The sequence below is a fragment of the Microbacterium sp. NPDC090014 genome, from assembly GCF_044748285.1.
Lineage (GTDB): Bacteria > Actinomycetota > Actinomycetes > Actinomycetales > Microbacteriaceae > Microbacterium.
This window is the reverse complement of sequence record NZ_JBIVFS010000001.1, coordinates 224,731-246,736: the sequence shown is the minus strand read 5'-3', so window position 1 is coordinate 246,736 and position 22,006 is coordinate 224,731. Positions and strand designations below refer to the sequence as shown.

Annotated in this window: 22 protein-coding genes and 1 tRNA gene; 12 read left to right on the top strand and 11 right to left on the bottom strand. The window is 69.4% G+C overall.

The window, feature by feature from the left end; genetic code table 11:
* Positions 1–12: 12 nt before the first annotated feature.
* Together ACIPV5_RS01145 and ACIPV5_RS01140 are read right to left on the bottom strand one after the other, a co-directional pair.
* Positions 13–1,842, bottom strand: coding sequence for an AMP-dependent synthetase/ligase (locus ACIPV5_RS01145; protein WP_400339075.1), 1,830 nt, complete (start codon positions 1,840–1,842; stop codon positions 13–15).
* A 104-nt stretch (positions 1,843–1,946) separates the two neighbouring features.
* Positions 1,947–2,020, bottom strand: a tRNA-Gly gene (locus ACIPV5_RS01140).
* Positions 2,021–2,113: 93 nt separating this feature from the next.
* Here ACIPV5_RS01140 and dcd point away from each other — a divergent pair.
* Genes dcd through ACIPV5_RS01125 form a run of 3 tightly spaced genes read left to right on the top strand, consistent with a single transcriptional unit; the run spans position 2,114 to position 3,363 of the window.
* Complete coding sequence (gene dcd / locus ACIPV5_RS01135) at positions 2,114–2,719, top strand: dCTP deaminase (protein ID WP_042536862.1); 606 nt, start codon at positions 2,114–2,116, stop codon at positions 2,717–2,719.
* A 1-nt stretch (position 2,720) separates the two neighbouring features.
* On the top strand, positions 2,721–3,155 hold the full coding sequence (locus tag ACIPV5_RS01130; RefSeq protein WP_056275320.1) for a hypothetical protein: 435 nt from the start codon (positions 2,721–2,723) through the stop codon (positions 3,153–3,155).
* Entirely contained in the window at positions 3,148–3,363 is a 216-nt protein-coding gene (locus ACIPV5_RS01125; protein ID WP_230100931.1) for a DUF2283 domain-containing protein, read from the top strand. Before ACIPV5_RS01130 ends, ACIPV5_RS01125 begins: the two co-directional genes overlap by 8 nt.
* A gap of 244 nt (positions 3,364–3,607) precedes the next feature.
* Here ACIPV5_RS01125 and ACIPV5_RS01120 read toward each other — a convergent pair whose 3' ends face one another.
* Positions 3,608–4,444, bottom strand: coding sequence for a hypothetical protein (locus ACIPV5_RS01120; RefSeq protein ID WP_400339071.1), 837 nt, complete (start codon positions 4,442–4,444; stop codon positions 3,608–3,610).
* A 105-nt stretch (positions 4,445–4,549) separates the two neighbouring features.
* On the opposite strand from ACIPV5_RS01120, the gene ACIPV5_RS01115 reads away from it, so the two are divergent.
* Together ACIPV5_RS01115 and ACIPV5_RS01110 are read left to right on the top strand one after the other, a co-directional pair.
* On the top strand, positions 4,550–5,110 hold the full coding sequence (locus tag ACIPV5_RS01115; protein WP_072592060.1) for a MarR family winged helix-turn-helix transcriptional regulator: 561 nt from the start codon (positions 4,550–4,552) through the stop codon (positions 5,108–5,110).
* Between the two features lie 151 nt (positions 5,111–5,261).
* The gene (locus ACIPV5_RS01110; RefSeq protein ID WP_400339068.1) at positions 5,262–6,740 is read left to right on the top strand and encodes a DUF222 domain-containing protein; all 1,479 of its coding nucleotides are present in this window, start codon (positions 5,262–5,264) and stop codon (positions 6,738–6,740) included.
* Between the two features lie 24 nt (positions 6,741–6,764).
* Here ACIPV5_RS01110 and ACIPV5_RS01105 read toward each other — a convergent pair whose 3' ends face one another.
* The 3 genes from ACIPV5_RS01105 to ACIPV5_RS01095 all read right to left on the bottom strand — a co-directional run bounded on the left by ACIPV5_RS01105 (position 6,765) and on the right by ACIPV5_RS01095 (position 10,106).
* Complete coding sequence (locus ACIPV5_RS01105; RefSeq protein ID WP_400339066.1) at positions 6,765–7,685, bottom strand: cation diffusion facilitator family transporter; 921 nt, start codon at positions 7,683–7,685, stop codon at positions 6,765–6,767.
* A gap of 45 nt (positions 7,686–7,730) precedes the next feature.
* On the bottom strand, positions 7,731–9,143 hold the full coding sequence (locus tag ACIPV5_RS01100) for an MFS transporter (RefSeq protein ID WP_187249269.1): 1,413 nt from the start codon (positions 9,141–9,143) through the stop codon (positions 7,731–7,733).
* A gap of 72 nt (positions 9,144–9,215) precedes the next feature.
* A complete protein-coding gene (locus ACIPV5_RS01095; RefSeq protein ID WP_400339063.1) occupies positions 9,216–10,106 on the bottom strand; it encodes a serine protein kinase RIO in 891 nt (296 codons plus the stop codon).
* Between the two features lie 257 nt (positions 10,107–10,363).
* Between ACIPV5_RS01095 and ACIPV5_RS01090 the strand changes: the two genes are divergently transcribed.
* Positions 10,364–11,566, top strand: coding sequence for an MFS transporter (locus ACIPV5_RS01090; protein ID WP_400339060.1), 1,203 nt, complete (start codon positions 10,364–10,366; stop codon positions 11,564–11,566).
* A gap of 36 nt (positions 11,567–11,602) precedes the next feature.
* Here ACIPV5_RS01090 and ACIPV5_RS01085 read toward each other — a convergent pair whose 3' ends face one another.
* Complete coding sequence (locus ACIPV5_RS01085) at positions 11,603–12,520, bottom strand: AraC family transcriptional regulator (RefSeq protein ID WP_285363464.1); 918 nt, start codon at positions 12,518–12,520, stop codon at positions 11,603–11,605.
* Between the two features lie 69 nt (positions 12,521–12,589).
* Here ACIPV5_RS01085 and ACIPV5_RS01080 point away from each other — a divergent pair, with 69 nt between their 5' ends.
* A complete protein-coding gene (locus ACIPV5_RS01080; RefSeq protein WP_363522501.1) occupies positions 12,590–13,051 on the top strand; it encodes a DUF3817 domain-containing protein in 462 nt (153 codons plus the stop codon).
* 13 nt (positions 13,052–13,064) lie between these two features.
* Here the strand turns inward: ACIPV5_RS01080 and ACIPV5_RS01075 are convergent, their stop codons facing one another.
* From ACIPV5_RS01075 to ACIPV5_RS01060, 4 genes are read right to left on the bottom strand one after another with little or no spacing between them, the layout of a single operon-like run.
* Positions 13,065–13,751, bottom strand: a complete 687-nt coding sequence (locus ACIPV5_RS01075) for a hypothetical protein (RefSeq protein WP_056275289.1) — start codon at positions 13,749–13,751, stop codon at positions 13,065–13,067.
* 34 nt (positions 13,752–13,785) lie between these two features.
* Complete coding sequence (locus ACIPV5_RS01070; RefSeq protein WP_315985268.1) at positions 13,786–14,745, bottom strand: NAD(P)/FAD-dependent oxidoreductase; 960 nt, start codon at positions 14,743–14,745, stop codon at positions 13,786–13,788.
* Positions 14,746–14,779: 34 nt separating this feature from the next.
* Entirely contained in the window at positions 14,780–15,538 is a 759-nt protein-coding gene (gene cobA / locus ACIPV5_RS01065; RefSeq protein WP_400339055.1) for a uroporphyrinogen-III C-methyltransferase, read from the bottom strand.
* A complete protein-coding gene (locus ACIPV5_RS01060; protein ID WP_400339052.1) occupies positions 15,535–16,260 on the bottom strand; it encodes a sirohydrochlorin chelatase in 726 nt (241 codons plus the stop codon). Before ACIPV5_RS01060 ends, cobA begins: the two co-directional genes overlap by 4 nt.
* A gap of 220 nt (positions 16,261–16,480) precedes the next feature.
* On the opposite strand from ACIPV5_RS01060, the gene dnaK reads away from it, so the two are divergent.
* From dnaK to ACIPV5_RS01035, 5 genes are all read left to right on the top strand, one after another.
* The gene (dnaK, locus tag ACIPV5_RS01055) at positions 16,481–18,343 is read left to right on the top strand and encodes a molecular chaperone DnaK (protein ID WP_053098066.1); all 1,863 of its coding nucleotides are present in this window, start codon (positions 16,481–16,483) and stop codon (positions 18,341–18,343) included.
* Between the two features lie 2 nt (positions 18,344–18,345).
* Positions 18,346–18,987 carry a nucleotide exchange factor GrpE gene (locus tag ACIPV5_RS01050; protein ID WP_053098065.1) on the top strand — a complete coding sequence of 214 codons (642 nt, stop codon included), beginning with the start codon at positions 18,346–18,348 and terminating at the stop codon, positions 18,985–18,987.
* A gap of 7 nt (positions 18,988–18,994) precedes the next feature.
* Positions 18,995–19,984: a DnaJ C-terminal domain-containing protein gene (locus ACIPV5_RS01045; protein WP_053098064.1), complete on the top strand. Its 990-nt coding sequence runs from the start codon at positions 18,995–18,997 to the stop codon at positions 19,982–19,984.
* 56 nt (positions 19,985–20,040) lie between these two features.
* Complete coding sequence (locus tag ACIPV5_RS01040; RefSeq protein WP_053098063.1) at positions 20,041–20,472, top strand: heat shock protein transcriptional repressor HspR; 432 nt, start codon at positions 20,041–20,043, stop codon at positions 20,470–20,472.
* A 73-nt stretch (positions 20,473–20,545) separates the two neighbouring features.
* Positions 20,546–21,955, top strand: coding sequence for an FAD-dependent oxidoreductase (locus tag ACIPV5_RS01035; RefSeq protein ID WP_400339045.1), 1,410 nt, complete (start codon positions 20,546–20,548; stop codon positions 21,953–21,955).
* The last annotated feature ends 51 nt before the right edge of the window (positions 21,956–22,006 follow it).

The following is a 22,006-nucleotide window of genomic DNA, read 5'->3' as shown; positions in this document are numbered from 1 at the left end:
TCTTTCCGGTTGTCAGAGGTAGAGGTCTTCGACGGTGAGGGCTGCGCGATGCAGCACGACGCTCCGCTTGAGCTTCATGGTCGGGGTGACGAGTCCGCGGTCGTCGAGGTCGGCGAACACGACGCTGAAACGGCGCACCTGCTCGCTGCGAGCGACGAGCGCGTTGGCGGCGTCGACGGTGCGCTGCAGGCGGGCGCGCAGCGTCGGCTCGGTCACGGCGCGGATGTCGGTCTCGGCGAGGAGAGGGATGCTGAGGCCTTCGGCATCCGCCCATGCCCGGGTCTGCTCGGGGTCGAGCACGAGGAGCGCCGAGAGATACGGCTTCCCCTCGCCGACCATCACCGCGTGCGAGACCAGCGGATCCGCCTCGACGACGCTCTCCCAGCGGGTCGGCACGATCGTCTTGCCGTTCGACGTCACGATCACGTCCTTGAGGCGGCCGTCGAGGATCAACCTGCCCTGGTTGTCGAGGCGCCCGAGGTCGCCCGTCCGGAAGAATCCGTCGATGAAGGCGCCGTCGTCGTGCGCGGGGTTGCGGTAGCCGCTGAAGACGCCGAGCCCGCGGGCCAGCACCTCTCCTTCGTCGCTGATGCGCACCGTGAGTCCCGGAAGCGGCGAGCCGACGCTGCCCGACGCGATGCGACCGGGCAGGTTGCCGGTGAGGGGAGCGGTCGTCTCGGTCAGGCCGTAGCCCTCGATGACAGGGACGCCGATGCCGCGGAAGAAGAGCGACAGCTCCGAGTCGAGCGCTGCTCCGCCGGAGAGGATGTAGTCGACCCGCCCGCCCATCACAGCGCGGAGGCGGCGGTAGAAGACGGCGTCGTAGAGGCGGTGACGCAGGCGCAGCCCGAGGCTCGTTCCGGGGGTGAGGCCCGCGTCGACCCGCTCGGCACGCCGGCCCCACGCGATCGCCGTCGCCCGAGCCTTCTCCCACACGGCGGTGAGACCCTTATCGGACGCCTTGGCGGCGGCTGCCGCCTCGATCTTCTGCAGCACCCGCGGAACGACGACCAGGAATGTCGGGCGCAGAGTGTCGAGAGTCGCGACGACCGTCGAGGGATCGGAGAGGTGCGCGATGCGCATGCCGCTGGCCAGGCAGATCAGCTGCAGCCCGCGCGCCAGCACGTGGGCGAGGGGCAGGAAGATGACGGTGTTGCCCTGCTCGTTCACGATCTCGCGATACGCGGCGGCGATGTTGAGGACCTGCCCGAGGAAGTTCCGGTGCGTGAGCACGACGCCCTTGGGCTCGCCCGTGGTGCCCGAGGTGTAGACGATCGTCGCGGGGTCGTCCTGCGAGGCCGAGGTCCTGCGAGCCTCGAGTTCGTCGTCGGCGACGTCGACGCCCCGCGCGACCAGGTCGGAGAGCGTGCCGGATGCCGCGGCATCCATCGTCCAGGCGCCGAGAGTGTTCCGTCCGGTCTGCGTGAGCGCCGCCCGAAGAAGCACCGCGTGCTCCGTGGTGCCGCCGATCGCCAGGCGCACGCCGGCATCGGCGACGATGGCGTTGACCTGCGACGGCGATGACGTCTCGTAGATCGGCACGACGACGGCGCCGGCGAACCAGGAGGCGAGGTCGGCGACGGCCCATTCGTAGCGCGTCGGCGCCATGATCGCGATGGGGTCGCCGGCCCGCACGCCCTGGGCGATGAAGCCCTTGGCCAGAGCGCGCACCTGGGTGAGGAACTCCCGAGTCGTGATCGGGCGCCACGGTCCTCGAGCATCCGCGCCTTTGACCTCGAAGGCGACGTGATCGGGAGCTGCGGCTGCGCGTGCGACCAGCAGGTCGGTGACGTTGCGGTACCCGTCGAGGTCGGCGAGCGGCGGGGTCGACGATTCGATCATCGGAACTCCTCTCGGGCGCGCGAGAACGGGCCCATCTGCTCCTGTTCGGAGCGGAGGAGGAAACGGATGGCAAGAGAAAACCCCCGGGCGAGCCGGGGGTCCTGTGGAGGGGCTGACGGGAATCGAACCCGCGCTATCTGCTTGGGAAGCAGAAGTTCTGCCATTGAACTACAGCCCCGTACCCGCATCCGAGGAGCGGGTGAACGCAAGCCTACCCGCCTGATCCGTCATGGCCAAAGTGTCGGCGGCGTGTGCCAACTAGGCTGGGGCCGTGCTTCTCAGCGACCGCGACATCAGAGCAGAACTCGCCTCCGGCCACATCGGTCTCGACCCGCACGAGCCGGAGATGATCCAGCCGTCGAGCATCGACGTGCGGCTGGACCGGTACTTCCGTCTCTTCGACAACCACAAGTACCCGTTCATCGACCCGTCGGTCGATCAGCCGGAACTCACTCGGCTGATCGAGGTCGACCCCGACGAGCCGTTCATCCTGCACCCCGGTGAGTTCGCGCTCGGTGCAACGTTCGAGCAGGTCTCCCTGGCCGATGACATCGCGGCTCGCCTCGAGGGCAAGTCGTCGCTCGGTCGCCTGGGGCTCATCACGCACTCGACTGCCGGGTTCATCGACCCGGGCTTCACAGGGCATGTCACGCTCGAGCTCGCGAATGTCGCGACGCTGCCCATCAAGCTGTGGCCCGGAATGAAGATCGGTCAGCTGTGCTTCTTCCGGCTGACGTCGCCGGCCGAGAACCCGTACGGTTCGGGCCCGTACGGCAACCGCTACCAGGGGCAGCGCGGGCCGACCGCCTCCCGCTCGTTCCAGAACTTCCACAAGACGGACGTCGGCACGACCGACGTCGGAGCCGTAGGGGGCTGAGATGAGCAGTGACAGCAGAGATCCGTACATCCGACCGGAGGATGCTGTCATTCCCCCGCCTCCGCCCGAGTCCGAGGTTCCGGATGCGGTGATCCCGCCACCTCCCGCGGAGTCCGAGATTCCGGATGCCGTCATTCCGCCGCCTCCGCCCGAGGCGATGCTTCCCAGCACTCGCCGGTCGCGGCCCAAGCCGGCGATCCTCACGGGCGATCAGCCGGCGCCGGTGGCCGACGACTGGGCGCAGCCGTCGGTGGCACCTGAGGTGCCGACATCCGGGGGATACCGCGCGCTGTCGGCGGTGATCTTCGGATTCCTCATCGTGCTGCTCGCGGCGGCGATCGCCGGTGCGGTCTACCTCGGCACGACGGTGTCGTTCGCGCAGTCGGCGGGTGCCCCGGATGTCGCCGCCGCCGCCGCGACTCTGTGGCGTGGGTGAGCTGCGACGCGACCCTGAGGTCGACGCCGCGTACGTGACGGTGGGCGCAGCGATCGCGGATGGCGAGGTCGCGAGAACCGTCGCGGTGAACCTGCCCGACGACATCTCCGGTGAGCTGTTTCTCGACTTCGATCGCGACGGCCACCTGCTCGGCATCGAGATTCTCGGTGCCTCCCGGTTGCTCCACCCGGAGGAACCGGGCGCCTGACCTTCGCGCCGCGTTCGGCAGCGTCAGCCTGCGGCGGCGCGCACTCGAATCGGATGCGGTGGTGCAGCTCGTCGACGAGGTCGTTCTGCCCGCTCTGCGCTAGGCGCCTCTCCGCGGCTCGCGACGGGGTCGGCGCTGTTCTCCTGGCTTGAGCTGCCTCGGGGTGCGGTTCCGACGCGCGGGAACGCCCCGTGCGCCGAAGCGAACGGGGCGTTCTGGGTACAGCGGATGCGGGTGTGACGCCTCAGGCGTCGCGGCCGCGGGAGAAGCCGGCGTCGAAGCCGCGCTCGTAGGCGTGCTGCGCCGCGCGGGCGACGCGGTGCTCGCCGTGGCGTACGTCTCCGAAGCCACCGTGACCGTGACCACCATGGCGGTGGTCACGGTCTTCCGCGATGTCACGCGGGTGGCCGTGGTGGCCGTGGTGTGAGCGGCGTGCGTCCGCGAAGCGGTCGTGGCCCGGGTGTCCGCGGTGACCGCACTCGCGGCGGCGGAACTCGGCATCCGATTCGTGGTCGTGCTCGTGCTCGGACGCGAAGTCGGGTGCGACACCGTGATCGCGCCCGAACGGGTGTCGGTGGTGGCGGCCGAAACCGCGCCCCGGGGCGAATCCGGGTCCGAAACCGTGGCGGCCGAAGCCGCGGCGACGGCCGCGTCCACGAGGAAGAGGCGTCTGCTCGTCCCAACCGAACGCGCGAGCGATCTGCTCGAGCGTGGCCAGTGTGGTCTCGAGGTCTTCGGGCCCGACCGCGTCGGTGACCTTGGCGCGGATGCCGTCGGCGACGTCACTGAGCCGGTCTTTCGCCGTGCGGCCGTCGTCGGTGAGCGTCCAGCCGAGGTCGCTGTCGGTGTCGGCGACGACCCAGCCGCGCTCGACCAGGCTGTGCAGCTTGTGTGCGTTGAGGGGGCGGCGGGCCGGCGCGGTGCCGTCGATGATGTTCAGCATCCGCCAGTCGCGGCGGCTTGCATGCTCGCCGTCGAAAGCGGAGTCGAACTCGGCCGCCATCAGGCGGTCGACGGCCTTCAGCCAATAGCCGAAGGGGCGGGAGGTGCTGTCTGTGTTCTGAGTGTCAGAGGTGTTCATAGGTGGAGTCCTTAGATGTCATGGAGCATGTGCTTGTCACTATGCATGTATATGTAGTGTGACATGTAGTGCAGATCCATGTCAAGTCGCATGTAAAATCGATCTGTGAGCGCCGCAGAGAACGACCCCGCCGAGGCCATCGCCCGCGCCCTGTCGCGCCTTCGCGGAAGGCGCCCCGGCGACCGTGGTCGCGGATCGCGAGGGATGGGCGGGCCGCACGGCTGGCACGGCGGACCCCACCCTGACCACTTCGAGCAGGGGAGTCACGGACGCGGGCACCCTGTGCACCCCGGCATGCCGCCGTGGGCGAACGACCCGTCCGGACGCTTCGGCGGCCCGGCGCGGATGCGGATGCTCGAGGCGCTCGCCGCGGCATCCGCTCCTCTCAGCGTCAGTGATCTCGGCGCGGCGATCGGAGTCGATCAGCCCCGGGCCTCGCGGCTCGTGCAACAGGGGGTCGCTCACGGTTTCGTGCGCCGCGAGGCCGACCCCGACGACGCGCGGCGCACGCGCATCGCATTGACGGACGAAGGGCGCAAGGTCGCTCGGGGCATGCGCGGCGAGCGGCGGGAGGCGCTCGGCAAGGCGCTCGCCGCATTCACGGATGAGGAGCGCGATCAGCTCGCGACGCTGCTGAACAAGCTCGCCGACAACTGGGAGAACTGACTGGCGCGTGGCGGTACTGGCGGTCGGTGTGGGTAGGCGCTCGCCGGTGTTCCGGAATGCATGTCCAGTGTTCCGGAATATGCTTCTGACCTCGCCGAAAAGAGGCTGACTTCAGGGCTCAAATGTCGGTGGCCCCGTGTGTGATGGAGTCATGTCATCCCGCACTCGTGCCCTTCTCGACCAGGTCGTCTCCGACCTCGATCAGGTGCTGTCCGACGACGCGCTCGCGGGGCTTACGGATGCAGAACGGGTCGAGGTGCTGCAGGCTGCGAGCGCGGCGTTCCGGCGGGTCGAAGCCGTGGTGGTCGAGACGATCGCCGCAGGGGATGCGGTGGACTTCCCGCATGCCACGGGGTGCCGCACCCAGAACGAACTGCTGCAGCGCACCCTGCTGACAGACGTGCGAGAGGCGACGCGCGTCGGCAAGGTGGTCGCTCTGGTCCGCCGCGACGTGAATCTGGTGTCCGGCGATCGGCTGCCTGCTCGCTGGCCGGCGCTGCGAGAGGCGCTGCTCGATGGGGTGATCGGAGTCGCGGGGATGCTCGCCGCGACAGAGCCGATCGAGAAGGTGTCGCATCGCATCGGTGCCGCTGATCGGCTCGACGCCGACACGTGTCTCGCTCGCGCGGCTCGCGGCATCAGACCTGACGCCGAGGCGGGCCCCGACGGGGAGGTCCGTGGCCCGGCGCCCACACTCGATGAGCTGAAGCTGCTTGCTGAGACGCTGGTCGCGCTGCTCGACCCTGATGGAGACGGGCCGGGTGATGAGCCTGCCCGGCGTCGGGGGATAACCCTCGGGCGGGTGCGAGACGGGCTGCGGTCGATCAAGGGATACCTGACGCCCGAGGTCGCCGCGCAGTTGGAGCTGATCCTCGATGCGCTGAACAACCCCAAGGGGGACGGGCCGCCGATGCCCGGCGTCGCGTTCACGCCCGCGGCCGATCGCGGTGACGCGGAAGACGGCGATGCGGCAGACGGCGACGAGGATCCGTACAACTCCGATCCGCGTGCCGTCATCGATGACCGCACGCCGGCGCAGAAGCGTCATGATGCTCTCGCCGCGGCATTGGCGATCGCCGCCCGTCATCGAGACATGCCCGCACTCGGAGGCGCCGCACCGGTGCTGGTCGTGACGGTGGATGCGAACGACCTCGTGAACGGCACCGGGCGTGCGAGCGTCAGCGGTGCGTGGGGCCAACTGCCTCTGAGTGTCGCCTCCCACGTCGGATGCTCCGGCACCATCCAGCGAGTTCTCCTCGACGAGGGTCGGATCATCGGGATCACGACGACCGATCGGGTGTTCACCGTGCATCAACGTCGCGCGATCATCGCCCGCGACAGAGAATGCCTCATCCCCGGGTGCCATGTCCCGGCATCCTGGTGCGAGATCCATCACGTCACCGAACACGCCAGGGGCGGGCCGACGCACACCGACAACGGGGTGCCGTTGTGCTGGTGGCACCACCGGAGTCTGGGAACGTCCGGGTGGGAGATCCGGATGAATGACGGCATTCCGCAGGTGCGAGGGCCGAGGTGGTGGGACCCCGCACAGCAATGGCGCACCCCAAGACTCAGCGCCTCGGCGCAGGGCAGAACGCGGCGGCCGCCCGTCTTCGCGCGTGCCGGATGAACTCTTCGCGTGTGCCGGATGAACTCAGACAGCTGTCCCGAACTCGAGGGACTCCTCGTCGTCGACCGACAGCGACAGCACCACCGTCTCGACGACGTCGTGCGCCTCGATCTGCTGCTCGATCGCGCGCAGGCTTCGAGCCACATCGTGCTCGCGCGCGTCACCGGTCAGGTCGACCTCGGCGACGATGAACAGGCGGTTCGGGCCCACGTACTCGATGTGCAGATACGTGAGCCGCTGGATCTGCGGCGACGAGAGCAGCGCCCGCCCGACTCGATCACGCAGCGCGGGCGACGCGTTGGAGCCCACCAGAAACGCGATGTTGCGCCCGATGAGGATGACCGCCACGACACCCAGCAGGATGCCGACGAGGATCGACCCGATCGCATCCCATGCGGCGACGCCGGTGACCTGGTGCATCGCGATCGCGCCGGCCGCGATCACGAGGCCGATCAGAGCCGCCAGGTCCTCGAAGAACACCGCCCGCAGCGTCGTGTCGCTGGTGTCGAGCACGTAGTCCCACGTCGACGATCCGCGCTCGCGTGCCAACCGTCGAGACTTCACCATCGCCTGCGTGAACGACGCGCCCTCGAGCACGAATGCGATGCCGAGCACGGTGTACGCGACGGTCGGGCTCTCGACCGGGCCGGTCTCGGACAGCTCTTGGACACCATGCATGATCGACACGATCGAGCCGGCGGTGAAGATGCCGAACGCCGCGATCAACGACCAGACGAACGCCGCGCGCCCGTAGCCCAGCGGATGCCGGGCATCCTTCGCCCGCGCACCACGGCGGTCGGCGATCAGGAGGAAGACCTCGTTGCCGGCATCCGCCCACGAGTGCGCGGCTTCGGCGACCATCGACGCGGAAGAGGTGATCACGGCCGCGACCGTCTTGGCGATCGCGACGAGGATGTTGGCGAGGAAAGCGATGATGACCGTCACGCGGTCAGGCTACTCCCGGGGCTACGACGTCCGCGGGCCATCGGATCAGGCCCGCTGTGTCGCCTTCACCGGCAGCAGCAGGAGGAACCCGGCGATCAGCACCAGCACGATGCCCAGGATGCCGTACGACGTCGACCCCGAGAGCACGATCAGCAGCGTCCAGGCACCGGATGCCATCCAGCTCGCCGCCCGCCCGGTCGTGGCGTAGAGGCCGAAGATCTCGCCCTCGCGCCCGGCCGGGGTGATGCGGGCGAGGAACGACCGGGATGCCGCCTGCGCGGGACCGACGAATGCGCAGAGCAGCAGGCCGCCGATCCAGAACACGACCGTGCCCGCATCCACGAGGAAGAAGACGGCGAGCCCCGCGATCACCATCGAGGCGAGCGAGATGAGGATGATGCGCTTCGGCCCGAAGCGGTCGTCGTAGCGGCCGGCGATGATCGTCGAGACGCCCGCGATGAGGTTCGCGGCGATGCCGAAGATCACGAGATCGAGGAAGGCGAAGTCGAACACCTGGCTGGCGATGACGGCCCCGAAGGCGAAGACGCCGCCGAGTCCGTCGCGGAACACCGCGCTCGACAGCAGGAACCAGAACGTCTGACGGGTCTCGGGGTTGCGGTAGAGGCCGACGACGTCCTTCACGAGAAGTCCGTAGGAGGCGAAGAAGCCGACCTTGCGCTCGGGGCGCCCGAGCGACGGCTCCGGCACGTTGAGGAAGATCGGGATCGAGAAGACGATCGCCCAGATCGCGCAGCCGACGGCGATGATGCGGAAGGGCAGCCCCCCGTCCTCCGGCAGGCCGAACCAGTCGAGCATATAGAAGATGACGACCAGGACGAGAGCGATGATTCCGCCGATGTAGCCGAACCCCCATCCGAGCCCCGAGATGCGGCCCACGGTCTTGGGGTTCGCGATGCCGACGAGCATCGCGTTCGAGTTCACGGCAGCGATCTCGCCGAACACGGAGCCGGCCGAGATCAATGCGACGCCCAGCCAGAACAGCGCGGGCGTCGGCTCGACGAACCACAGGCCGAACATGCAGGCGACGAGCGCGCCGGTGCCGATCCCGAGCCAGAGCTTCTGGCGCCCCGCGGCATCCGCTCGCTGACCGAGCACCGGTGCGATCAGGAGGATCGCGATGCCGGCGATCGTCGACCCGAGGCCGAGCCCCGAGGCGAGATCGGCCTCAGCGGCTTCGCGGATCGGATCCTTGGCGTCGAGGCCCGCGATCGACGCCGGCAGGAAAGCCTCGGTCGTGAGGTACAGGGCCGTGAAGATGAAGGTCAGGATGACGGTGTTGAAAGGCTGCGTCGCCCAATCCCACAGCGCCCACGAGTAGACCTGCTTCTTCGGGGCCGGTGTCTCGCCGCGCAGGTCGAGGCCGATCACGCCGACCGCGCCGCTGTTGGCCGTCGCAGCGGGCTCGGGCACCGCGCCGCTCTGCGGGGATTCGCTCATGCTCGAAGTCTGGCGGCGCGGGGTGAACGGACGGTGACGGCGCGCCGGGTGCCGGTGCGAGGCGCGCCGCCCTCACGCGTACGACGCGGCGAGCAGCTCGGCGAACAGCTCTTCGGCGTCGCGTTCGACACGGCGGCGGGTGAACCAGTCGCAGATGTTGACGCAGTCGCGGTGCAGGAGATCCAGGCCTCGCGGGTTCGCGATGATGTCCACGATCTGCGGCAGGTCGATCACCCGCACCCGGCCGTCGTGCAGGAGCAGGTTGTACGCCGAGAGGTCGCCGTGGGCGAAGCCCGCCGCAGCGAAGATCCGCATCAGGTCGACGATCTGGTCGTACAGATCGGCCAGGTCGTCCCGGTCGCTGCGCACCGCCGCCAGGCGGGGTGCCGCGACCCCGCTCGCGTCGCCGATGAACTCCATCAGCAGCTCGGTGCCGTTGACCTGCACGGGGTAGGGGACCGGCGCGCCGAGCTCCCACATGCGGCACAGCGCATCGAACTCCGCGAACGACCACTGCAGGGCGGCGACCGCCCGGCCGTGATCGCTCTTCTTCGCGAGCGCCCTGGTGTCGCGGGTGTTCCTGGTGCTGCGGCCCTCGGTGTAGACGCCCGAGCGGTGGAAGCTGCTGTGATCGGTGTCGCGGTAGCGCTTGGCGGCGAGCAATGTGCGCTGGGCGGGGTCATCCGGCACCGCCCGTTCGAGCAGGAACACGTCGGCCTCCTTGCCGGTCTTCAGGATGCCGAGTTCGGTGTCGAGCGCGCCGGCGCTCGTCACCACCCAGGCCGGCCAGGGCAGCGGCCCACGTTCAGAGGGGGTGATCGCCGGCCAGGTGGTCCAGCGCTGGCCGTCGGCGGGCTCGACATCGGCGAACGTCGGGACCGATTCGAAGGGGGAGGCATCGAAGGTCGACGCACCGGAGAGACGGGAAGAGGATGCTTCGGAAGAAGCGAACAGATCAGACACGGTGTGGCTCCTGAAGAGGGAGGCCGCGCGCGGATCAGGAGCGGGAGGCCTCGAGAGGAAGGATGTCGGCGAAGGGCACGACAGAGACGGTGGTCATGTCATCCACTCCTCTCGCTCTGGCCTTCCGGGAGAACCCCGGTGCGTCGTCGAGCCTAGGGTGCGGAGCCGACCGGTGTCCAGACCCGATCCGGACGAATGGTCGGATGCCGTGGACGCCGCGTCGGGCGGAGGGGCCGCAGCGCTGCGAGTGTGGAACCATGACGACGACCGCGCCCGTGCCCGTGACGACCGCCCGCACCGAGAGCATCCGCTACGGCGGGCTCATCGTGCTCATGCTGATGGGCTTCCTGCTCGTCACGGCGGAGTTCCTGCCGAACGGCGTGCTCACCGAGATGGCCGATGCGCTCGGCGTGACCCCCGGTCAGGCGGGACAGACCGTCACGGTCACCGCTCTCGTCGGCCTGATCGTCGCACCGACGGTGGGACTCATCTTCCCCCGCCTCGACCGCCGATCGCTGCTCGTCTGGATGGCGCTCGCCGCAGCGGTGTCGAACCTCATCGTCGCCGTCGCGCCCAACCTGATCATCGTCCTCCTCGCCCGATTCCTGCTCGGGGCCGCGATCAGCGCGTTCTGGGCGATGTCGATCACGGTCGCCGTGCGCCTCGCCGGACCCGAGCATCTCGGCAGAGGGGTCATGTTCACGTCCGCGGGCGTCTCGCTCGCCACCGTCGCCGGAGTGCCGCTGGGCGTGATGCTCAGCGAGATCGTCGACTGGCAGACGGTGTTCGCGATCGCCGGTGTGCTCATGGTGCTGCTGGCCGTCGCGCTGAGATTCGTGCTGCCCTCGGTGCCGGCGGAGCAGGCGTCCAGCATCCGACTCCTGGTCGACACGGTGCGCCGCCCCGGCATCGCACTCGGCATGGTCGGACACGTGCTCGTGGTGCTCGGGCACTTCCTCGCCTACACGTACGTGCGACTGGCTCTCGAGCGCATCCCCGAGGTCGACGGCTCGACGATCATCCTGCTGCTCGCGCTCTTCGGCGTCGGCGGTCTCGCCGGCAACCTCGGTCTCGGGTTCTTCGTCGACCGCACGTTCGCCTTCTTCGCCGTCTTCGCGCCGCTCGTGATCGCGGCCTCGGTGCTGTCGATGATCTTCCTGTCGGGATCGGTCCTCGGCATCGCGATCGTCGTGCTCGTCTGGGGGTTCTTCTTCTCCTCCTGGCTGCTCGTGATCAACACCTGGGTGGGCCACCGCACCCCCGATCGCCTCGAGGCCGGGGGCAGCCTCGTGGTCGTCGGGTTCCAGGGGGCCATCACGATCGCCGCCGGTGTCGGCGGCCTGCTCGTCGACATGCTGAGCGTCGAGGTCGTCTACGTCGTGGGCGCGGCGGCTCTGCTGCTCGGTGCCGTGCTGTTCGGTGCGTCGAACCGGATGAGCACCGCGGCGGCGCGGCTCTGAGCCGTCTCGCCGTGCCCGGCAGGGCGGTCGCCGGGCTCAGGCAGGAACGGCGGTGAGCTGCGATGCCCGCCAGGCCGAGGGCGTCATCCCCGTGCGGCGGCGGAACGCACGGCTGAAACCCTCATCCGAGGCGTAGCCCAACTCGCGAGAGATCTCGCTGATCGACCGGCCCTCGCTCAGCATCCGCTTCGCCGCGTCGACGCGCACCTCGGTGACGTAGTCGGCGGGTGAGCGTCCGATCGCGCTGCGGAACCGCTCGGCGAACACCGACCGAGACATCGCGCCGACGTTCGCGAGGCGCTCGACCGTCCAGTCGCGTCCGGGCTGCTCGTGGATCGCCTCGACCACCCGGTCGAGGAACGGATCGTTCGACACCGAGGGCCAGCCGGCCGGTGCGCAGCCGTTCGCCGCCCAGGCACGGATGACCGAGAGCAGAACGGTCTGCGCCATCATCCGGCAGATCACGGGATCGCCCTGACGGGAGGGGCAGGTGGCGGGGTCGGAGGGGCCCATGCTGCCGGCGAGCGCGGCCGCCGCCGGCTCGAGAGCGGCGAACGACATGACGGTGATCGGATCGGGAAGAAGCGCGGCGATCATCGAGGCGCTGTCCGAGAACTCCAGGTCGACGACCACCAGGTCGGCCGTCCCGTCGGCTTCGAGGGCGATCGCGGCGCGGCCGAGCGTCAGGAACGCGTCTCCCGCGACCAGGTTCGCGCTCAGCGGGCGATCGTCCACCGCGACGAGCTGGGCCGCGTCGTCGACGTCGAGGCGGCATCCGGTGGTCAGCGGGGGGTGCCCGTGCACCGAACCCGATGCGATGTACACGAGGGTGGCGGCACCTGAGGGGATCGGCAGGATGCCGCCGGTGGCGAGTGCGACGCGACGGGCGACACCGACGCGGAGGTCGACGGCGTCGAGCACCTGCCCGAGGGCTGCGGAGTCGACGGTCACCATGCCTTCGGCAACGCCCGGGCTCTCATAGCTATTCCGGATACGCTGAAGGACCCCCACCCGAGGAGTCCCGTGTTCCGCACACCCGACCGCCTGTTCCGAGTTCTCGCGATCGCGGAGGCGATCACCTGGACCCTTCTGATCTCGGCGATCATCGCCCGTGCCGCCGGTGCGCCGGGCATCGTCGTGACGGTGGGCGGTGGCATCCACGGGTTCGTGTTCCTCGCCTATGCGGCGACGGCCGTGCTCGTCGCGCTCAATCAGCGCTGGCACCTCGGCGTCGCGATCCTCGCCGTGGCGAGTGCGATCGTGCCCTACGCGACCATCCCGATGGAGATCTGGCTGCACCGCACCGGTCGGCTGGCCGGCGACTGGCGCCTGGAGCAGGCCGACGACCCGCGCGACGCGCGCTGGTACGACCGCCTCATGCGCTGGTTCCTGCGTCGCCCGTGGGTGCTCGCGATCCTGCTCGCCGTCGGCATCGTCGCGCTGTACGTGATCCTGCTGCTGGTCGGCCCGCCCGGCGGCAAGTGAGCCGAGGCCCGGCTCACGAGATGACGACGGCGTTCTTGTCGATCACCTCGGCCATCGTCGCGTCGATGTCGCCACCGGTGCAGTCGACGATGACGTAGAGTCCGACCCCGGTCGCGGTGAAGGCGCGCGCCGCCATCGCCCACTGGCGGTCGGCCTCCTGCCCGAGGACCTGCCGGTTCTCGACCTCGGCATTGCCGCCGACCTGGTAGCTGAAGCCTCCGGTGGTCGACAGTGGGGTGATCGCGGCGGCATCCGCCTCGCCCAGGATGACGGCGAGCATCGCATCGGAGCTCACGCTGTCATCGCCGGCCACGGTCGGCACATCGGGGATGAGTCCCTGCCAGAACTGCGCGGTGCACGTGTCGTCGACCGTGCCGTAGGTCCAGCCTCCGTTGCCGTCGTCCGGCTTGACGATCTTCCAGCCGTCGTCGACGACGAAGCCGTCTCCCCACTGGATGTAGGCGCTCGCCGGGATGTCTGCGCCGTCCGCGAAGGTCATCGACGACGGCAGATCGCCGGAGGGCTCGTCGGAGGGCTGCTCGGACGGGATCGCGGTCGGGGAGGGATCGGGTCCGTCGCCGTCGGGGACATTCACCGGGATCTGCGCATACAGGCACCCGCTGAGCGGCAGCACGGCCAGCGCGACCACCGAGGCGGCGGCGAGGCGGACGAGCGGCGAGACCTGCGAGATGCGCGTCATGCCGGTCAGCCTAGCCCTCGCTGCAGGCACCGAGTCAGTGCGCTGTCGCGATCCCGACCGCGTCATGCACGATCACGGACGCGACCCTCGCGCCGGCCCCCGCGGCGACGATCAGCTGCTGAGGGCCGGGGATCGCCGCATCGCCGGCGGCGTAGAGTCCTGGGACGTCGGTGCGCCCCGAGCGGTCGGTGACGAGGTGCCCGTCGTGGTCGATGGCAGGCGCGAAGCCGCGGAGGAACGACAGATCGGTCTCCCATTCGGGGCGCACGAAGCCGCCCTCGACGGCGACGACGGTGCCGTCGGTCAGTCTGATCGCCTCGATGCGGCCGCGGTCGCCGACGAGCTCGGCGATGGGATGCCGCTGCACGGCCACTCCGGAGGCGGCGAGCTCGGCCTCTTCGGCGGGGCTGACGGTGTCGGCTCCGAGGGTGAAGATCGTGAGATCCTCGGTCCAGCGCGCGATGAGGCGGGCTCGCTCGGCGATGTCGGGGGTCTCGCCGATGAGCGCGAGTCGTCGGCCGCGCAGCTCCCACGCGTCGCAGGCGGCGCAGCTGAACAGGCTGATGCCGTAGAACCCGCGGAGGTTGGGGACGTCGGGGAGGGTCTCGCGCAGGCCCGTCGCGAGCAGCACGGTCCGGGCGGTCACCACGTCGGTGGGATCCTTGCGCCCCACGGATGCCGTGAACCCTCCGGCTGCATCGGCATCCGCACCTGCATCCGTCCTGCGGAGTTCGAGCACCCTGACGCGTGTGCGCACCTCGATGTTCGGGTAGGCGGCGAGCTCTTCGCGGGCCATGCGACGCAGCTCGTGAGGGGCGACTCCGTCACGGGTGAGGAAGCCGTGGGAGTTCAGCGTGGCGGCGTTGCGCGGGCGATCGGCGTCGACCACGAGCACCCGCATGAGCGAACGGCCGAGATTCAGGGCGGCGGAGAGGCCGGCGGGGCCGCCGCCGATCACGAGCACGTCGTAGGTGTCCGCCTCAGCAATTCGCACGTCCTCAGTCTGCCACCTCGGAGCTGAGGGTCGCCTAACTCGCGGGGGCCTCGGCGTGCGGGCTGAGCATGACGACGTCGCCGACGACCACGACCGCGGGGGAGCGCACCTGCCGCTCGGCGGCGAGATGCGCGATCGTCGCGAGCGTGCCGACGGTGACGCGCTGCCGTGCGCCGAACCCGTCCTCGATGATCGCCACGGGGCAGTCCCCGCCGCGCTCGCCGGCCGCGAGGACGTGCGCCGAATGGCCGAGCGTGTTCACGCCCATCAGCAGCACGACGGTGTGGTCGCGTCCGCCACCGAGCGCGACGATCTGATCATGTGCGCTGGCGACGGTGAACGTCTCGGCGATTCCGCGCTGCGTCAGCGGGATGCCGGCGAGGCCGGGCACCGCGACCGCGCTCGTCACCCCGGCGACCACCTCGACGGGAATGCCGGCAGCCTCGCAGAAGAGCTGCTCTTCGCGACCGCGGCCGAAGACGAACGGATCGCCGCCCTTGAGCCGCACCACGCGGCGCCCGTCCCCGGCCAGCGAGACGAGCAGTGCGTTGATGCCGTCCTGCGGCACCGGGTGGTGACCGGGGAGCTTGCCGACGTCGACCACCTCGGCATCCAGCAGGACTCCGTCCTCGGCGAGCTGCGCGAGCACGGCCCGGGCTCCGAGACGGTCGGCCACGATCACATCGGCCTGCTGCAGCGCGCGCAGACCGCGCAGAGTCAGCAGGCCCGCGTCGCCGGGTCCGGCACCGACCAGCGTGACCGTGCCGACTCGGGAGGGCGTGTTCGGGGTCATGACCGTGCGGCAGTGGCGGGCAGTCGAGCCGCCGCCTCGTCGTATCGGGCGATGACGAGGTCGATCAGCGGCTGCGGCACCGTCACGCCGTCGAGCAGGGGCGCGGTGACCGAGCGTCCTGCGGTCTGCCTGATCGTGAGGTCGAAGAAGAAGCCCTGCGCGAGCAGATAGGTCGAGACGACCGCGTCGGGGTGCGCGGCGATCGATGAGGGCAGGTCGGGCTGCCGGGCCGCGAGATAGGCGAGCTCGACCTTCGCGCCGAGTCGCAGCGAGAGCAGGGAGGCCATGGCCTCGGCATCCGTCACCGACGCGGGGTCGCGAGAGCCCGCCACCGCGAGGATCACCGGCTCGAGCCGTGCCGCGTCGGCGGACGTGGCGGATGCCGCACCTGCTGCCGCGAGTCGATCCGCGAGCACCTCGGCGAGCCGGGGGTCGGGTCCCATCGCTTCGCTGACGACGGCGTCCGGCTTCTTCGCCGCCATCCCGTGCAGGTCGTGGTGCACGTGGAAGCCGCGCGACAGCAGCAGCGGCACGATCACGACCGGCCCCTCGATCGTCGGAAGGAGGTCGGCGGCATCGGGCTGCTGCACGTCGACGAAGGCGCTGCGCACCTCGACGTCGGGAAGCGCGGCGGCGACCGCATCGACCAGGTCGGCGATCGCCCGGGCACCCTCGGCATCCGAGGTGCCGTGCGAGACGGCGAGCAGGATGGGGCGGCTCATGGTGCGACTGTAGGCGAGCCGTGTGACGACGGTGTTTCGAGGATCTCGCGGCGCCTCGGGCGCGAATGTGCGCGCCTGGTCGCAAAGTTGAGCCGGGTCATATCAACTTCATTTGACAGCCTCGGGAGGTCGGAGTACAGTTGAGTCATCGCGACTCAGGTTTCCCTGATCGCCCCGGATTTCCAGACCCACATCAACCTCAGCAACAAAGGAGAATCACATGGCACGTGCTGTTGGAATCGACCTCGGTACGACGAACTCCGTCGTCAGTGTCCTCGAAGGTGGCGAGCCCAAGGTCATCGCCAACGCCGAGGGCTTCCGCACCACCCCCTCGGTCGTCGCATTCACGAAGGACGGCGAGGTGCTCGTCGGTGAGACCGCCAAGCGCCAGGCCGTCACGAACGTCGACCGCACCATCGCATCCGTCAAGCGTCACGTCGGCACCGACTGGACGTTCGACGTCGACGGCAAGAAGTGGACGCCGCAGGAGATCTCCGCGCGCATCCTCCAGAAGCTCAAGCGCGACGCCGAGTCCTACCTGGGCGACACGGTGACGGATGCCGTCATCACCGTCCCCGCGTACTTCAACGACGCCGAGCGTCAGGCCACCAAGGAGGCCGGTGAGATCGCGGGCCTCAACGTCCTGCGCATCATCAACGAGCCGACCGCCGCAGCCCTCGCCTACGGCCTCGACAAGGGCAAGGAAGACGAGCTCATCCTGGTCTTCGACCTGGGTGGCGGAACCTTCGACGTCTCGCTCCTCGAGGTGGGCAAGGACGACGACTTCTCGACGATCCAGGTGCGCTCCACCGCGGGTGACAACCGCCTCGGCGGTGACGACTGGGACCAGCGTCTCGTCGACCACCTGATCAAGCAGTTCAAGGAGACCACGGGCGTCGACGTCTCGGGCGACAAGATCGCGCTGCAGCGTCTCAAGGAGGCGGCTGAGCAGGCCAAGAAGGAGCTCTCCTCCTCGACCAGCACCAGCATCAACCTGCCGTACCTGTCGCTGACCGAGTCGGGTCCCGTCTCGCTCTCCGAGACCATCACCCGCGCGAAGTTCGAGGACCTCACCAAGGACCTCCTCGACCGCACCAAGAAGCCGTTCGAGGATGTCATCCGCGAAGCCGGCATCAAGGTCGCCGACATCGATCACATCGTGCTCGTGGGTGGATCGACCCGTATGCCCGCCGTCGCCGAGCTCGTCAAGCGCGAGACCGGCAAGGAGGCCAACAAGGGCGTCAACCCCGATGAGGTCGTCGCCGTGGGCGCAGCCCTCCAGGCCGGTGTCCTCAAGGGTGAGCGCAAGGACGTGCTGCTCATCGACGTCACGCCCCTCAGCCTCGGAATCGAGACCAAGGGCGGCATGATGACCAAGCTCATCGAGCGCAACACGGCCATCCCGACCAAGCGCAGCGAGACCTTCACCACGGCAGACGACAACCAGCCGTCCGTCGCGATCCAGGTCTTCCAGGGCGAGCGCGACTTCACCCGCGACAACAAGCCGCTGGGAACGTTCGAGCTCACCGGAATCGCCCCGGCTCCCCGCGGCATCCCGCAGATCGAGGTGACGTTCGACATCGACGCCAACGGCATCGTGCACGTGTCCGCCAAGGACAAGGGCACGGGCACGGAGAAGTCGATCGTCATCTCCGGCGGCTCGTCGCTGTCGAAGGAGGACATCGAGCGCATGGTGCGCGAGGCCGAGGAGCACGCGGCTGAGGACAAGGCGCGCCGCGAGGCCGCCGAGGTCCGCAACCAGGCCGAGACGCTCGCGTACTCGATCGACAAGCTGATCACCGAGAACGACGAGAAGCTGCCCGAAGACGTCAAGACCGAGGTCAAGGCCGACGTCGACGCTCTGAAGACGGCTCTGGCCGGCGACGACGACGAGGCCGTGAAGACCGCGTTCGACAAGCTGAACCAGTCGCAGGGCAAGATCGGCGAGGCCATCTACGCACAGTCCCAGGCAGAGGGCGCTCCGAGCGCCGACGCCGCGGGCGAGGCTCCGGCCGATGACACCTCCTCCGACGAGGACGTCATCGATGCCGAGGTCGTCGACGACGAGGACGAGAAGAAGTAATCATGACGGACAAGAACTTCGAAGGTGACGACGAGGTTCGCAGCGAGGGGTCGGATGCTCAGGCATCCGGCCCCGCGCCGCAGAATCCCGACTCGCGCGAGGCCGCGGCCGCGGAAGGATCCGACGAGACGCCGGTCGACGGCGCCCCCGACGATCTGACGGTCGATGACATCCTCGGCGCCACCCAGACCGGCGAGGCCGCAGCAGAGGATGCTGTGCTCGCCGACCTGGAGTCGACGCTGCTGAACGACCTCAAGCGCCTCCAGGCCGAATACGCCAACTACCGCCGCCGCACCGAAGAGCAGCGCCAGGTCGAGATCGAGCGCGCGAAGGGCGAGGCCGCCAAGGGCCTCATCCCCGTGCTCGACGATCTCGACCGCGCCGCGCAGCACGGTGACCTGGTCGAGGGGACTCCCTTCGCCGTCATCGCCGGCAAGGTGCGTGCGGTCGTCGAGCGTCTCGGTGTCGTCTCGTACGGCGAGAAGGGCGAGGAATTCGACCCGCAGCGTCACGAGGCGATCTTCCAGCAGCCCACCCCGGGCGCCGACAAGACCACGGTGCTCGAGGTCGTCGAGGTGGGTTACCGCCTCGGTGACGTCGAGCTGCGTCCCGCGAAGGTCGTCGTCGCCGTACCCGCAGAGTAGGTGATCGATGGCTAGCCAGGACTGGTTCGACAAGGACTTCTACAAGACCCTCGGGGTCACGAAGGACGTCAGCGACGCTGATCTCAAGAAGACGTACCGCAAGCTCGCTCGCAAGTATCACCCCGATTCCAATCAGGGTGATGAGAAGGCGGAGGCGAAGTTCAAAGAGGTCAGCGAGGCGTACTCCGTGCTCTCTGACGCCGAACAGCGCAAGGAGTACGACGAGATCCGCGCGATGGGCTCGGGCGCACGCTTCACGGCGAGCGGCGCGGGCGCGGGCGGCTTCGAAGACGTCTTCAGCCGGTTCGGGCAGCAGGGGCGCGGGCAGCAGCAGTCCGCCGACTTCGAGGACATCTTCGCGATGTTCAACCAGGGTCAGGGCGGCTCGTTCGGCTCCGGTCGGTTCGGGCAGACCTCCGGCGGATACCGCGGTTTCGGCGGACCCCAGAAGGGGGCCGACGTCACGGCGCGCACCACGCTCGACTTCGTGACGGCCGTGCAGGGCGAGACGATCACCCTGCAGGGCGAAGACGGCAAGCCGTTCAAGGTCAAGATCCCCGCGGGCGTCGCCGACGGTCAGAAGATCCGGCTGCGCGGTCGCGGGCGTCCCTCGCCCGACGGCGGCGAGAGCGGCGACGTGGTGGTCCAGATCGCTGTGCGACCGCATCCCGTCTTCACCCGTGAGGGGCTGAACCTGCGCGTCATCGTGCCGGTGACCTTCACGGAGGCCGCCCTCGGCGCGACCATCGAGGTTCCCACTCTGAGCGGCGACACGGTCAAGCTCCGTGTCGCGCCCGGTACGCCGTCCGGACGCGTTCTGCGCGTCAAGGGGCGTGGGGTCACGACCTCGAAGGGCACCGGCGACCTGCTCGCCGAGCTGCAGATCGCGGTGCCGTCGCACCTCGATGAAGCCGCTCGGGAGGCGCTGGAGAAGTTCCAGGCGCTCGAGCCCTCGGAGAATCCGCGGGCCGACCTGATGGCCAAGGCCCGCCGCTAGAGAACCGCAACACCTGATGATGACGAACGCGAACACCGAGGAAGAGGTGAGGGAACATGGCTGACCAGCACATGGATGCCGACACCCCGGTGTTCGCGATCGCCGTCGCCGCCCAGCTCTCGGGGCTGCACCCGCAGACCCTGCGACAGTACGACCGCATCGGGCTCGTCGTGCCCGGCCGGACGTCCGGCGGCTCACGCCGATATTCGACCCGCAACATCGAGCAGCTCCGCGAAGTCGCTCAGCTGTCGTCGGAAGGCGTCAGCCTTCCTGCGATCGCACGCCTTCTCGACCTCGAAGACGAGAACCGGATGCTGCGCCGCCGCGTCGCCGAACTCGACGCCGCTCTGCGCGCCGAGCGTGAGAACCGCCCGGGCATGCGCGTCTTCGCAGCAGGATCCGCCGGTGTCATCCCGATGCCCAGTGGTCGCCGCATGCGTCGATCGGCCGAGGTCGTGCTCTGGCATCCGGGCAGCGGCCGGGGCTGACAGCTCGCGGCTCGCAGGGTGCAGCCGGCACGCGTCGTCCACCCGCGCGCGGTATCGTTGCGACACGATGAGGATGACGCGTCGCACACTGCTGATCGGCGCCGGAGCCGGTGTCCTGGGAGTCCTGCTGGCCTCCTGCACGCCCGAGCCGGCGCCGTCTCCCACGCCCGATCGCTCGCCGACTCCGAAGCCGACCGCCGGGTCGATCACGCCCGCGGCGTTCGCCCGCAGCTCCTGGACGACCGACCCGTTCGCGCTGGGCGCCGCGAGCTTCACTCCCGTCGGCACGCAGGCGAGTGCCCGCGAGGCGCTGGCCGAGCCGATCGACGACCGCCTGTTCATCTCCGGCGAGGCGACGGATGTCGACTCGCCGGGCACGATCGCGGCTGCGCTCCGATCTGGAGACCGGGCCGCCGATCAGCTCCTCCGCGCGGCCGACAGCGGTGAGCGTGTGGCGATCGTCGGTGCAGGACTCGCGGGTGCGGCCGCCGCAGCCCGCCTCGTCGCCGAGGGGCTGCAGGTCACGGTGTTCGAGGCCCGCGACCGCGTCGGCGGACGCGTCCAGTCCGTGGTCGACGACAAGGCCTGGCCGTTCCCCGCTCAGCTGGGCGGCTGGCTTCTCGGGTCCTCCGACGATGTCCTGCTCGACGCTCTCAACGCCCTCGACATCCGCACGGTTCCGGTCACCGGCTCGCTGTGGCGGTCCACCGACGGCGACGTCGAGCCCGTGCCGATCGAGCCGGTGCAGGCCGCCATAGCGACTGCCCAGCAGGGCCTGACCGACGCGTCTCTCGACGACGCGCTCGCGGCGGCGGGTGCCGACCTCGAGGAGCCGGGGCTGGCAGCACTGCTCGCCTCGGTGGCCGCCAGTGCCGGCGCCGATGCGTCCGATGTCTCGACGTGGTTCCCCCCGCGACTGCCGGTCGACGAGATGCTGGCGCCACTCGGCGACCTCACCCCGGCGATCGAGGGGCTGCTCGAGGGTGCGAAGCTGAGCCTCTCGTCGCCGGTCAGTCGCGTCGCCTACGACGAAGCGGGAGTCAGCCTCGGCATCGCCTCGGGCGAATCGCTGTCGTTCGACCGCGTGCTGATCACGGTGCCGCTCGGTGTGCTGAAGAGCGAGGGCCTGCAGTTCTCTCCCGCATTGCCCTTCGGTCACCGCGGAGCGATCGCCGAACTCGGCATGGGGCGCATCGAGACGGTGTGGCTGCGCTTCGAGGATCCGTTGATCGTGGCGGAGCCCGAGCCCGAGCCCGAGGAAGGCGCCGATGCAGCGGATGCCTCCGCCGCCACGCTCTGGCATGTGGTCGGCGGCGATGCGCTGATCCGCACGTGGATCAACCTCGCACCGGCCACCGGCGAGAACGTCGTGGTGGGCATCGTCGGCGGAGAAGCGGCGGGCACATTCGCCGAGCTGAACGACCAGAAGGCGGTCGAGGCCGCGATCGCGTCGCTCGCGCCGTTCCTCAGCGCCCCTGCCTGATCGCACGAGCCTGCTCGCCCCCTGCCTGAGCACGCGAGCCTGATCCCGCCG